The following is a 13,181-nucleotide window of genomic DNA, read 5'->3' on the forward strand; positions in this document are numbered from 1 at the left end:
TCAAAATAAATCTATACGATTATGCTATTGATGAAAATGGCTTGCTGTCAGAGTCCTTTCTTTTGAGAGAAACCATATCTGCAGCATCGTTTGCTTTTTCTGTTATCAAGTCACAAATTATTTTAGAACCAAGTGCACTATATATAGTGCCATTTCCGCCATAACCAAGCAGATAATAATGGTGAGGCTTTGTCGGGTGAGCACCGATAAACGGCAATTGATCTTTAGTTTCTGCGAATGTTGCGGCAAAGCAATAATCAATCTCTAATGCTAAATGAGGGAATAATTCATTGGTTTGCTTTAATAGCTTCTCAGCATAATCTTCAATAACCCTCTCATCTATGGGAGCTTCCGATATATTTTCATCCATTCCACCTACCATGATGGCTCCTTCAGCTGTAGTGCGTAAATACAGATAAGGTCTCTTTGTTTCCCAAATCAATGCTTTGTTATGCCAATTAGAATCAGATTGGATAGGTTTTGTTACCATAACATAGGATCTATTAAATAGCGTATCTTCTTTTTTTGCATTTTGCTTTTTTTCATAGCCTATTGTATATATTACATCTTTAGACTTGAAGGAATGTGTGGAGGTTTTAAGCTGAATCACCTGATTTTCATAGGATGTATTACTTACAGTTGTATTTTCAAATAAATCAACACCATTATTCTGTAAATAAATCAATAAGCTCATGATAAATTTTAATGGATTTATTTCTGCATCCTGATAAGTAACGATTGCAGCTGGCTTTTTAAAATGCATATAGGATTCTAGTGTTGACTCGTCCCAAAATTCGCAAGGGAAATTGTTTTTATACAATGTTTCATATTCCTTGCGCAGTTTTTTTACATCTGCATGATCACTAGCATAATAGATACTTGGTCTACGCACGAAATCCACTTCCTGAGGCAATTCATTTACTATCTTCTCAATGTCATCCAATGCCTCTAAGCATAATTTATAAAACTGTACTGCTTCCTTTTCTCCAATTTGTTGGATAAGCTCTGATAGCATAATATCGTTTGAATATTGCAGTAAACCAGTATTTGCCGCAGTACTGCCTTGTCCAAATTTCTTACCTTCCAATATAGCGACAGATAAGCCCTGCTTCATAAGTTTATAGGCTGTTAAACATCCAGACATTCCGCCTCCGATGATAACGGCGTCATATAGTTTTTTTGCTTGTTGTGGAGCTTTTACACTAAATTGAGTAGTAAGTGTTGTTGGCCAATATAAAGTTCCATTATAAAGATTCAATTCAAAACACCCCTTAAATATGTCGAATAATGTCCTAGGACTTTACCCGTATATTTTTCTTTTAATCATCTTGAAGGTATTAGGAATCTTATTAAACAAAAGAGAATGGGTCGTGTGGGTGGATTAAAGAAGGTGTATTTTCTACAGTGAGCAGATTTGGAGGCATATTGATAATCAGCATAAAAATATTTAAAAGAATTAGTTGAAATATGTAATGTTTGTCAGTATCTTGTGCATATTAATTATACAACACACCAAAAGCAAAACACGAACTTCTCTAGAACTTGCTTTAAATTACTTAAATCAAGACATCGCAGAGAAGTCGTAAATACGCATTTTTAAAAGGCAAAAGTTAGTTTCTAACCTTTGCCTTTAAAAGTAGCTACTTTCCAATTATAGTGTTATAAATCGGCATTAATGCTTCAAATGTTTCTTCAGTTAGTTGTAAAAATTGTTCCGATGAAAGATTGATTGCCTCTTCTCGTGAAATATGAAGACCGACAAGAAACTCACCTTTTTTAACATCCCTTAATCGAATCAATAATTCTTCTAGCTGTTTTTCACGCCCTGTTTTTAGAGAAATTGAGTCTTGTGACATATGATCGCCTGAAATAATAAATGAGTCAGGCAGCTTATCAAATAGCTTCTTAGCATTTAGTAAACGATCTGCCATTTCAGATTTTTGCGGTGCTTCATAAATAATTGCCACAATAATGAATAAATGTGTATTCCAAAGCCCAATTTGAAAATGAGGAAGAGATTTATATCCACGCTTATAAGGAGCAAATGCTACCCATGAATCTTTAGGTGGATTGATTGTTCTTCTAGCATGCTTCGCAACATGAGGAAAGAATTCATCACCCGTTTTAGCGCTAAAGTAACTTGAAAACATTTCACCTAATTCTTGGAACTTCGGACGAACAACAGTAGTTAGAGCTTCCATTCGTTGTTCTAAACCATCGATTTCGAAAACTTCGAAGTCTTTGTTTGTCCATTTAATTTTGTTCATTTATTTGTGCCCCCTCTTTGATTTACATGTTTATTTTATCTGCTTTTTGGGAAAAATTTTGTAACAAACCATTTCATGAGACTAAAATTTTTATAAATATGAAAGGGAAGTGATTTAATATGAAACAGATGATTAAGATTATACGTAAAGTTGATATTGAAAAGCAATATGAACACGTTTTACGTCTTGAGCTCGATTATGAGCTTGCCTCCTTATACATTGCAATGCAAGATAAGGACGAAAACGAAATGGAGAAAAGTAAAAAACGTTTAAAGGAAATACAGGATGAATTAGATGGTCTCCACGCATATGTGTAACAAGTTAATATTTTTATAAAAATCACTTGCATTCATTTTGACTGCAAGTGATTTTTGTTATACTAATGGATAAATAAAGAATTTTTCGAATAATTGGGTGTCTCTTATATACAGATAACACCTAGTAACGATGAATAGGGATAGGTGGGGGTTAAGTGGATTTACGTGAAATAGACCAGTTTGCCAAGGATATTATTTTTGAAGCAGGAAAGAGAATTAGGGATGCCTTCTCTTATGATATTAAGGTTGAGACAAAAGCAGATGCGAATGATCTAGTGACTAATATAGATCGAGAAACGGAATTGTTTTTTATCGATAAAATCAAAGCCTTTAATCCTAATCATAAAATTTTAGGAGAAGAAGGAATGGGGGAAGGAATTGAATCTTTAGATGGTTCAGTTTGGATTATCGACCCAATCGATGGGACTATGAATTTCGTGAAGCAGCATCGCCATTTCATGATTACAATCGGTTTTTTTGTAGACGGTATAGGAAAGCTTGGGTACATATTTGATGTGATGCGAGAAGATTTGTTCTATGCGATTGAAGGGGAGGGTGCATGGTATAATGATTCCCCTTTAAGAAAGTTAAAACCCTTGCCTCTAGAGGAAGCTGTTATTGGTATTAACGCTAGCTGGATTGCGCCGAATCGACGTGTAAACCACGAGAAGATGATTGAATTGGTTCATAAAGTAAGAGGAACAAGATCTTATGGCTCAGCTGCGATGGAAATTGCCTTTGTAGTAAGCGGTAAATTAGATGCTTATATTTCGATGAGGCTGTCTCCTTGGGATATTGGCGGAGGAACAATAATTGCTAAGGAAGTCGGGGCAATTGCGACAAATTTAAAAGGGGAGCCGTGTAACTTATTAGTACAGGATACTTTTATAATCGCGAACCCATCCATCCACCAAGAAATTTTAACAAATTATATTGAAGAAAAATAAAAAACAGAAGTAGAAAGCAAATTCAGCATTTGTTTTCTACTTTTTTTAAGAAAAAACACGATTTGTTAAAAAACTTCAACAAAATCGTGTTTTACATATGAATTAATTCAATTACATGTGGCAGTCTAAATGTATACCTTTATAAAAGATTTTGTTCACGGAATTTACGTTTCATCTTAAATCCGATGAACATAACAGCACATAATGCTACAAGCCCTGCAATAGCTCCGAGAATTGTTTTTGCTGCAATTGCATACCCGATAGAAATCATGGATAACATCGCAGCGACCGCAAAAATAAACATGACAGCTTTCGCTTTATTCATGGAAATATGCCTCCTTAGTATGTATGTAAAATGTAATAATCTAGGAATATTGTCGAATTGTAAAAAAACATAAAAAGACAATATGAACTTCTTGTGCTATAATAACACAGTTAATCATATGAAAAAAGAATATGGAGTGGAATAATGACAAAGTTACGCGAAGATATACGCAATATCGCAATTATCGCCCACGTTGACCATGGGAAAACAACTTTAGTAGACCAATTGTTAAAGCAATCAGGAACTTTTCGTACAAATGAACATGTAGAAGAACGTGCAATGGACTCAAATGATATCGAACGTGAACGCGGGATTACAATCCTTGCTAAAAATACAGCTGTAAACTATGAAGGTACAAGAATTAATATCCTTGATACACCTGGACATGCTGATTTCGGTGGAGAAGTAGAACGTATCTTAAAAATGGTAGATGGCGTTTTACTAGTAGTTGATGCATATGAAGGTTGTATGCCTCAAACTCGTTTTGTATTGAAAAAAGCACTAGAACAAAAATTAACACCGATTGTTGTTGTTAACAAAGTTGATAAAGACTCAGCTCGTCCTGACGAGGTAGTTGACGAAGTAGTTGACTTACTTATCGAATTAGGTGCTGACGAAGATCAATTAGAATTCCCAGTCGTATTTGCTTCTGGTGTAAATGGTACTGCTTCTTTAGATTCAGACCCATCTAAACAAGAAGAAAATATGAAATCATTATTTGAATCAATTATCGAGCATATCCCAGCGCCACAAGATACAACTGAAGAGCCATTACAATTCCAAGTAGCATTACTTGACTATAATGACTTCGTTGGACGTATTGGTATTGGTCGTGTATTCCGCGGGAAAATCCATGTAGGTCAACAAGTAGCACTTATGAAACTTGATGGCACTGTGAAAAACTTCCGTGTAACAAAAATCTTCGGTTTCTTTGGTTTAAAACGTGAAGAAATCCAAGAAGCATACTCTGGTGATTTAATTGCCGTATCAGGTATGGAAGAAATCAACGTTGGTGAAACAGTTTGTCCAGTAGAGCATCAAGAGGCGTTAACACCATTACGTATCGACGAGCCTACTTTACAAATGACTTTCCTAGTAAACAACTCTCCATTCGCAGGTCGTGAAGGAAAATGGATTACTTCTAGAAAAATCGAAGAGCGTCTTCGTTCTCAATTACAAACAGACGTATCTCTACGTGTAGAAGATACAGATTCACCAGATGCTTGGGTCGTTTCTGGTCGTGGTGAGCTTCACTTATCGATCTTAATCGAAAACATGCGTCGTGAAGGCTATGAATTACAAGTGTCTAAACCACAAGTAATCATTCGTGAAATTGATGGCGTAAAATCAGAACCAATTGAACGTGTACAAATCGACGTACCTGAAGACAGCGTTGGTTCAATTATCGAATCTCTTGGTAACCGTAAAGGTGAAATGTTAGATATGATCAATGAAGGAAACGGACAAGTTCGTTTAATCTTCATGGTTCCAGCTCGTGGATTAATCGGTTATACAACTGAATTCATGTCTCTAACTAAAGGTTTCGGTATTATCAACCATACGTTTGACTCTTATCAACCAGTTGTTGCAGGCCGTGTAGGTGGACGTCACCAAGGTGCACTTGTTTCTATGGAAACAGGAAAAGCAACTACTTATGGTATGATGCAAATTGAAGACCGTGGTACACTATTTGTTGAACCAGGTACTGAAATTTACGAAGGTATGATCGTTGGTGAAAACAACCGTGACAACGATATTACGGTTAACATTACAAAAATGAAACAAAAAACAAATGTACGTTCAGCAACAAAAGATGCAACGAACGTTATCAAACGTCCTCGTATTTTAACGCTTGAAGAAGCACTAGAATTCTTAGATGAAGATGAGTACTTAGAAGTAACACCTGAATCTATCCGTTTACGTAAACAAGTTCTAGATAAAAACGAACGTGAAAAACAAGCGAAAAAGAAAAAATTCGCTGAGTAATAGTTAAGTTTTTGTTTTTTGTTTGCTGGAATTTTGAAAGGTGTTGTAGAAGTTGAACTTGTTTGGGACACTAAATTATATTCAAGCATCCGCACCTACTACTACGGGTGAAACGGCCTTTGTATTCGGACGTATGTCAGGTATCACTCGATATCTTTATGAAAACTTACCGAGCTATGCTGTTGCTGGATACGTTACATTTCTTTTGATTTTTATCTTATCTGCAATTGTTTATAAGCTTGGATTCGCTAAAAACGATTTAAAATTAATACAAAATATCATTATTTATGTATTCCTATTTATAGGTTGTATCGTATTAACGTTTTTAGCACTTTTCTTACCGATGATTGAAGGTTTAATTGTTGCTGCTTTAATTTTGATTCTTTATAAGACACGCTTATGGCGCGAAAAAAGAGAAGAGAAAAGAGCCGCATCTTAGGATTTAGCTAATAAGAGGCTGACAACAAGGGTTGTGAAATTCACGACTTTTGTCTGTCGCCTCTTTTTGTTACCGATAAAAATTCAATTAAGAATCACCTGAAATTGAAGGGTAATTTTTATAGGAATTATATAGTAATTAATGGTAATCTTTAAAAAAAAGGCTCTGTGATTACTAACGCTGATATTGTTGTTTATGAAAAATAAACGGAGAAATTCCTCTAAAATTGGCAGAAACTCATTATTTAATGGAAATAAAGGAAATTTTTTCGTTTAAAGTGGCTAAACCCTTGGATTTTCATTAATTTAAAGCGGTTAAGCGGAAATCTTTCGCTTATATAGGCTTCTAGAAGCTTTCAGTTGAAAATAACCGAAAATTCTACCGCATAAAATCTCTCTCATACCAACTCAAAATTCAATAATGTACCGTAACAGAGCAAAATAAAAAACGAACGCATGGGAGGAAAGAGAATGACCTTAAATGTGGAAAATCAGCTACCTATAGAGGTAAGCACTAAAAAGAAAAAACAAGTTGGAAGGATTCTTGTGCTGGGATTCCTGTCAGCACTGGCACCATTCTCGATGGATATGTACCTTCCAGCTTTACCTACCTTGGCCTCTGATTTAAATACTAGCGCATCTGCTGTGCAGCTAAGTCTAATGTTTTGCTTACTTGGTCTTGCTTTAGGACAGTTAATCTCTGGTCCGTTAAGTGATGCCCATGGGCGCCGAAAACCATTAATCATAGGGATGACTGTATTTATTGTTGCCTCAATTTTATGTGCCTTTACTTCTTCAATCGTCGTATTATGCTTACTGAGGTTGATTCAGGGGCTAGCAGGTGCAACAGGTATAGTCATATCTCGAGCAATTGTACGGGATTACTATACGGGTTATGAAATGACAAAGTTTTTTGCACTTCTAATGCTCGTAAACAGTATTGCACCAATTATTGCACCTACTGTTGGTGGGCAAGTACTGAGGTTTACTAGCTGGCAAGGGATTTTTGTGATTTTAAGTATTATCGGCGCTGGAATATTACTTGGTGTCATTTTTAAACTAAAAGAAAGCTTGCCTTTTGAAAAACGACAAACTGGTGGAATAAAACAAACTGTGCTCTCCATGGGAATGATGCTGAAGGATCGAGTATTCATGGGCTATTGCTTGGCATCTGGCTTTGTTTTTGCTGGAATGTTTGCATATATATCTGGGTCACCCTTCGTATTACAGGATATTTACGGTATTTCTCCACAGGCTTTTGGTCTAGTTTTTGCTATCAATAGTATTGGTATTGTTACAGCTTCACAGATTTCTTCAAGACTTAGCCGAACAGTAGGAGAGAAAAAGCTACTTATCTTCGGTTTATCGCAAGCATTTTTAGCAGGCTTGGCTCTATTTATAATGATACAGCTTGATTTAGGACTAATCGGGATATTAATACCATTATTTTTTGTTGTCTCTAGTGTAGGGTTAGTTGCGCCTGCCAGTACATCTTTAGCGATGCAAAGACAAGGGAAGAATGCTGGAAGTGCTTCTGCTTTTATTGGTTTGGCGCAGATGGGACTTGGAGCGATTGCTACACCTCTTGTAGGGCTCGGAGGAAGTCTCACAGCTATTCCAATGGGACTTGTTATTGCTATAAGTACATTTTGTGCTCTACTAATCTATTTTGTGTTAGTTATAGCACCACAAAGAGTACTATTTAATAAGAAAACTAACTAAAAGGACAATGCATTTTTTGGATTTCTAGGTATTCACACATTTTTCCCAAATAGCATAATCTACTCTTGATAAACAAGTACGAATAGTACGAAAAGGGGAGGTTGGAGCATTGAAAAAATGGGTGAAGTCTAGTCTTTTGGTTGTCATAACAAGTCTGGCGGTCCTTCTTATAGCAGCGTGTAATGATTCAGATGAGCTTCAAACGGTCAAAATTGGTGAGGTAACTCGCTCCATTTTCTACGCACCTCAATATGTAGCTATTACTCAGGGCTTCTTTGAAGAAGAGGGGTTAAACATAGAATTATCTACAATCGCTGGTGGAGACAAAACAATGACGGCTTTGTTATCTGGTGGTATTGATATTGCACTTGTCGGTTCGGAAACCTCAATTTATGTGTCTGCTCAAGGGGCCAATGATCCGATTAAAAACTTTGCACAGTTAACTCAGACAGACGGTACTTTCTTAGTGGCGCGAGAAGAAATTGAAGACTTTTCTTGGGATATGCTAAAAGGATCTACATTCCTCGGTCAGCGTAAGGGTGGAATGCCACAAATGGCTGGAGAATTTGTCTTGAAGAAGAATGGCATTGATCCACACGCGGATTTAGAGTTAATTCAAAATATTGATTTTGCCAATATATCTACAGCCTTTGCTTCAGGCACTGGAGATTATGTTCAATTATTCGAACCAACTGCAAGTGTTTTTGAAGCAGAAGGGTTAGGTCACATTGTAGCTTCCTTTGGTACTGAGTCTGGTCATTTGCCGTATACGGTATTTATGGCGAAGGAAAGCTTTATGAAAGCAGATCCAGAAACAATCGAGAAGTTTACAAGAGCATTGAAGAAAGCTCAGGATTTCGTATACGAAGCTTCAGCAATGGAAGTGGCAGAAGCACTTCAGCCATTCTTTGAAGATACAGATGTTGAGTTGATTGCTACTGTAGTAGAACGTTATCGTGAGCAGGAATCCTTTGCAAAGGACCCTATCTTAGATGAAGAAGAGTGGAACAACCTGCAAGATATTATGGATGAGGCTGGCGAATTACCAAAACGTATGGATTATAACGAATTAGTAGATACGACGTTTGCGGAGAAGGTCGTGGAGTAGATGTCTTTTCTAAGTGTCAGCAACGTCCACCATACGTATTTTTCTAAAGAAGCAGCAACTGAGGCCCTACAGGATATTAATCTAACAATAAATAAAGGAGAATTTGTTTCCTTTATCGGGCCTAGTGGCTGTGGTAAAACAACCCTTCTTTCCATCATTGCTGGTCTTTTTGAACCAACTTCAGGCTCAGTACACATTGAAAATCAAGAGGTTTATGGAAATAAGGATTTATCGATTGGCTATATGCTGCAGCAGGATTATCTGTTCCCATGGAAAACAATCGAAGAGAATATCACGCTTGGCTTGAAGCTCTTAAAGCAGGAGAAAAAAAGCTTCACAAATGTAGCCTCCAGTCTTTTAAGTGATGTCGGCTTACCACCTGTGGAAAAAAAGTATCCAAGAGAGCTATCGGGTGGGATGCGACAAAGAGTAGCACTAGCTAGAACCCTTGCAGTGGATCCGAAGATTCTTTTGCTAGATGAGCCTTTTTCAGCTCTCGATTACCAATCAAAATTAAAGCTCGAGGATCTAGTGTCCAACAAACTAAAAGAATATGGAAAAACAGCGGTTCTGGTTACTCATGATATTGGGGAAGCCATTGCCATGAGTGATCGGATTTTCCTTTTCTCAGCACGTCCCGGAAAGCTGCATCAAACCTTCCTTGTTCCTGAGGAATTAAGGACCCTGACACCTTTTGAAGCAAGAGCACATTCAAGCTATTCCTCTCTATTCCAAACGATATGGAAGGAGCTTGAAAGCCTTGAATAATCAAAAACTGCATGAACAATTTCTTCAATCTCTTAGAAAAGAAAAAAGATGGGTTCGATTCTACCAGCTGTTAATCCTTATTGCATTCTTTGGATTATGGGAAACGGCATCTCGCTTTAGATGGATTGACCCATTAATCTTTAGTTCACCATCAAAGGTAACGAATTTACTTATAGAAAATATTGCAGATGGCTCCATTTTGGTGCATATCAGCTATACCCTATTTGAAACGGTATTAGGGTTTATACTCGGTACTTTGCTAGGTGCAATATTAGCCGCGATTCTATGGTGGTCGCCATTTTTATCGAAGGTGTTAGATCCATATTTAGTTATATTAAACTCAATGCCAAAGGTAGCTCTTGGACCGATTTTGATTGTGGCGATGGGACCTGGTATGGGCTCTATTATTACGATGGGGGCTATTATATCTGTCATTATTTCTACAATCGTAATCTATACTGCATTTAGAAATGTGGATGCTAATTATCTAAAAGTATTGCAAACCTTTAATGCATCCCGCTCTCAAATGTTCAAAGAAGCGATATTGCCTTCATCTTTTCCAACGATTATCTCTACCTTAAAAGTGAACGTCGGCTTATCTTGGGTCGGGGTTATAGTAGGGGAGTTCTTGGTATCGTCGAAAGGGCTTGGATATTTAATCATCTACGGCTTCCAAGTATTTAACTTCAACCTAGTTCTGATGTCACTACTGATAATTGCGGTTTTCGCTACAATTATGTATCAGCTAGTTGAGCTGCTCGAAAAGAAGCTTATTAAAAGTGAATAAAATAAAATCCTTGAACACATTTTAAAGTTCAAGGATTTTTTGTGTACTAGAATTCTTCGTCAATTGGTGAAGAAGTACGGAAGAAGCGGAAATTTCCAGTTGCTAATCTTTTTTCTGTATTTGCGGCAATACGACCATAGCATTCTGGACACGTATATGTGTGAATTGGTCGATTACGTAATTTCTTTGCTAATGGTAAATCATCATCAAGCTCGTTAATTGAATCACAAATTACACATTTGACTCGCATACAATTGCCTCCTATTAGTCAACTCGAATAGCTGCAATATTTTTAATAGGATTGTCTACATTTGATCCATCTGCAAATAATAGGTGTACAGGACCGCCATCAGTAATTGGTTTGCCATCCTGACTATATTTAAAGATGATAGTATTTGCTTCTTCGATAGAAAAGGCTACTTCCTGACCATCCATTAATTCGAATACAACTTGCTTAGCATGCTCCTCGAGCTCAGCATTTTTTAGGAAATATTTAATTTCCATTCCAAATGTCCCAGTCTTCATGCCTTGGCGATCGAATTTTCTTTCTGTTTTTAAGGTTGGAGGAAATGTTGCCCCCTCCATAATTTCACGAGACCAATGTCTGCCTGTATTTAAAAGATATTTTAAATCCTCATCCTCGGTCTCTTGTTTTTCCAGGAAGAAAGTTTTTAAATCTATTCGACGATCATCAAAAATCCAAACTGTTGGATCTAGTGTGATTTTATATTTAACTGCACCTTTAACTGGTATAATACTTTCCATTGCAAAAGTCCCCCTAAATCTATATATCCATTTTAGTATAACGCTACTTATAGCAATTAATAAAGAAATATAAATCAAAAGTTACCTTTTCATATGTAGACACTTGCATTTTTACCAGCTAAAAGATAAACTTTAATAAGATAGAATAGAAGAAATTCAAATGATGGGGGCGTCCTCATGGATACGAAATCACAAGCTTCCTACCAGGAACAAGCTTTGGAATTACTGCTAATGGATGCAGATAAAATTGCACGTTTAATAAAAGTTCAAATGGATCATTTAACAATGCCATCATGTCCTTTATATGAAGAAGTATTAGATACTCAAATGTTTGGCTTATCACGTGAGATTGATTTTGCTGTAAAGCTTGGATTAATCGATCGTGAACGAGGTAAAGAAATTCTAGATACATTAGAAAAAGAACTTTCCTTGTTACATGAAGCGTATACAAACAAATAATTTAAAACTCAAACGCATTTTGGCGATTTGAGTTTTTTTTACAGATGAGCTTATCTGCAAATGGGAAACTAAGTTTAGCAGTACTTAATGGTTTCTAATAAAGATGGGGAATTGAAAATGAGAAAATATCTAAATTATTATGTGAGGAATTTTGATTATCCTTTGTTCTTTACTTATTTATTCTTATGTCTATTTGGACTTGTAATGATTTATAGCTCGAGTATTATGGTCAGTATTGTTAACGAGGATGGTACACCTACATTCTACTATCGAAAGCAGCTCTTGAACTTATGCGTTGCAGCGGTAGCATTTCTAGTAGGTGCATTTATACCTTATAAACACTTCAGTAACAAAAAAGTTATGCAAATTTTGACTTTACTTGTTTTGGTTTTACTAGCATGGGTAAAAATTGATGGAATAGATGCTGGTGGAGCAAAAAGCTGGATTAACCCATTTGGGCTAATGAACTTCCAGCCCTCTGAATTTGCTAAACTATTTATAATCTTGTATTTTGCGGGTGCTTTTTATAGAAAAAGCTTAAATAACCCTATGGAAAATTTAGAGCCAAATAATATTGTTTATCCAATACTTGTTTGGTTGATTATTATTATGTTTGTTGGGACAGAAACCGATTTAGGTGCTGTATTAATATTATCGGGTATAGCGGTAGCTGTAGTTGCAGCTAGCGGTATCCAATTCAAGAAGTTTATCAAGTTCTTCACAGTGATAATAGGATTTGGCTCAGCCCTTATTGGCCTAATCATATTAGTAAAGGGCAACGCAATCCTTACAGATAACAGGATGGGCCGTATTAAATCATTTTTAAACCCTTTTGAATATGAAGACGGCTCCAGTTATCAGGTAATCAATGGATATATTGCAATAGGCTCTGGTGGCTTAGAGGGGGTTGGCTTAGGTCAATCTGTTCAAAAGTTAGGCTATTTACCCGAACCTCAAACGGATTTCATCATGGCAATTATCGCTGAAGAGCTAGGGATTTTAGGTGTAATAATTGTATTAGGTGGTTTAGGATTTATCATATTTAGAGCGTTAACTATTGCTCTAAAAACTAAGGATCCACTTGCTAGAATGATAGCAGCCGGTATCGGCAGCTGGATCGCTGTTCAATCTTTTGTAAACCTTGGGGGATTATCGGGTCTTATCCCGTTAACCGGTGTTACGTTACCATTTATCAGTTATGGCGGAACATCTATATTATTATTATCTTTTGCGATGGGAATATTAGTGAATGTTTCCATGTATGTCAAGCTTGAGAAGAAGTTATAGGGGGA

Annotated in this window: 15 protein-coding genes; 10 read left to right on the forward strand and 5 right to left on the reverse strand. The window is 36.5% G+C overall.

All coding sequences use genetic code 11. The annotated features are described in order from the left end of the window. Nucleotides 1-19: 19 nt before the first annotated feature. Both LG296_RS05560 and LG296_RS05565 read right to left on the reverse strand, forming a co-directional pair. Entirely contained in the window at nucleotides 20-1,258 is a 1,239-nt protein-coding gene (locus tag LG296_RS05560) for an NAD(P)/FAD-dependent oxidoreductase (RefSeq protein ID WP_404427646.1), read from the reverse strand. Between the two features lie 382 nt (nucleotides 1,259-1,640). Beyond that, complete coding sequence (locus LG296_RS05565; RefSeq protein WP_251397031.1) at nucleotides 1,641-2,267, reverse strand: YktB family protein; 627 nt, start codon at nucleotides 2,265-2,267, stop codon at nucleotides 1,641-1,643. A gap of 119 nt (nucleotides 2,268-2,386) precedes the next feature. Here LG296_RS05565 and LG296_RS05570 point away from each other — a divergent pair, with 119 nt between their 5' ends. Both LG296_RS05570 and LG296_RS05575 read left to right on the forward strand, forming a co-directional pair. Continuing rightward, nucleotides 2,387-2,584: a hypothetical protein gene (locus LG296_RS05570; RefSeq protein WP_107934939.1), complete on the forward strand. Its 198-nt coding sequence runs from the start codon at nucleotides 2,387-2,389 to the stop codon at nucleotides 2,582-2,584. A gap of 155 nt (nucleotides 2,585-2,739) precedes the next feature. Next, a complete protein-coding gene (locus tag LG296_RS05575; protein WP_251397034.1) occupies nucleotides 2,740-3,531 on the forward strand; it encodes an inositol monophosphatase family protein in 792 nt (263 codons plus the stop codon). Nucleotides 3,532-3,670: 139 nt separating this feature from the next. Here the strand turns inward: LG296_RS05575 and LG296_RS05580 are convergent, their stop codons facing one another. Beyond that, nucleotides 3,671-3,856: a DUF5325 family protein gene (locus tag LG296_RS05580; protein ID WP_251397038.1), complete on the reverse strand. Its 186-nt coding sequence runs from the start codon at nucleotides 3,854-3,856 to the stop codon at nucleotides 3,671-3,673. Between the two features lie 144 nt (nucleotides 3,857-4,000). On the opposite strand from LG296_RS05580, the gene typA reads away from it, so the two are divergent. From typA to LG296_RS05610, 6 genes are all read left to right on the forward strand, one after another. Beyond that, nucleotides 4,001-5,842 (forward strand): translational GTPase TypA, encoded by a 1,842-nt coding sequence (gene typA / locus LG296_RS05585; RefSeq protein ID WP_251397040.1) that lies wholly within the window; start codon nucleotides 4,001-4,003, stop codon nucleotides 5,840-5,842. A gap of 133 nt (nucleotides 5,843-5,975) precedes the next feature. Continuing rightward, complete coding sequence (locus tag LG296_RS05590) at nucleotides 5,976-6,281, forward strand: YlaH-like family protein (RefSeq protein ID WP_251397694.1); 306 nt, start codon at nucleotides 5,976-5,978, stop codon at nucleotides 6,279-6,281. A gap of 470 nt (nucleotides 6,282-6,751) precedes the next feature. Beyond that, nucleotides 6,752-8,002, forward strand: a complete 1,251-nt coding sequence (locus LG296_RS05595; RefSeq protein WP_404427647.1) for a Bcr/CflA family multidrug efflux MFS transporter — start codon at nucleotides 6,752-6,754, stop codon at nucleotides 8,000-8,002. Between the two features lie 109 nt (nucleotides 8,003-8,111). Continuing rightward, entirely contained in the window at nucleotides 8,112-9,110 is a 999-nt protein-coding gene (locus tag LG296_RS05600) for an ABC transporter substrate-binding protein (protein WP_404427648.1), read from the forward strand. Beyond that, entirely contained in the window at nucleotides 9,111-9,878 is a 768-nt protein-coding gene (locus LG296_RS05605) for an ABC transporter ATP-binding protein (protein ID WP_404427649.1), read from the forward strand. Then, nucleotides 9,871-10,665, forward strand: coding sequence for an ABC transporter permease (locus LG296_RS05610; protein WP_251397048.1), 795 nt, complete (start codon nucleotides 9,871-9,873; stop codon nucleotides 10,663-10,665). The genes LG296_RS05605 and LG296_RS05610 overlap by 8 nt, the downstream gene beginning before the upstream one ends. Before the next feature lie 46 nt (nucleotides 10,666-10,711). On the opposite strand, the gene LG296_RS05615 is transcribed toward LG296_RS05610, so the two are convergent. Then, nucleotides 10,712-10,915, reverse strand: a complete 204-nt coding sequence (locus LG296_RS05615; protein WP_107934931.1) for a YlaI family protein — start codon at nucleotides 10,913-10,915, stop codon at nucleotides 10,712-10,714. Between the two features lie 14 nt (nucleotides 10,916-10,929). Further along, nucleotides 10,930-11,430: a hypothetical protein gene (locus LG296_RS05620; RefSeq protein ID WP_107934930.1), complete on the reverse strand. Its 501-nt coding sequence runs from the start codon at nucleotides 11,428-11,430 to the stop codon at nucleotides 10,930-10,932. Between the two features lie 177 nt (nucleotides 11,431-11,607). On the opposite strand from LG296_RS05620, the gene LG296_RS05625 reads away from it, so the two are divergent. After that, on the forward strand, nucleotides 11,608-11,889 hold the full coding sequence (locus tag LG296_RS05625; protein ID WP_107934929.1) for a YlaN family protein: 282 nt from the start codon (nucleotides 11,608-11,610) through the stop codon (nucleotides 11,887-11,889). 117 nt (nucleotides 11,890-12,006) lie between these two features. Further along, nucleotides 12,007-13,176 carry an FtsW/RodA/SpoVE family cell cycle protein gene (locus LG296_RS05630; RefSeq protein WP_251397050.1) on the forward strand — a complete coding sequence of 390 codons (1,170 nt, stop codon included), beginning with the start codon at nucleotides 12,007-12,009 and terminating at the stop codon, nucleotides 13,174-13,176. Nucleotides 13,177-13,181: the final 5 nt, after the last annotated feature.

Source organism: Ureibacillus chungkukjangi (assembly GCF_044795995.1).
In the GTDB taxonomy this organism is placed as follows: domain Bacteria; phylum Bacillota; class Bacilli; order Bacillales_A; family Planococcaceae; genus Ureibacillus; species Ureibacillus chungkukjangi.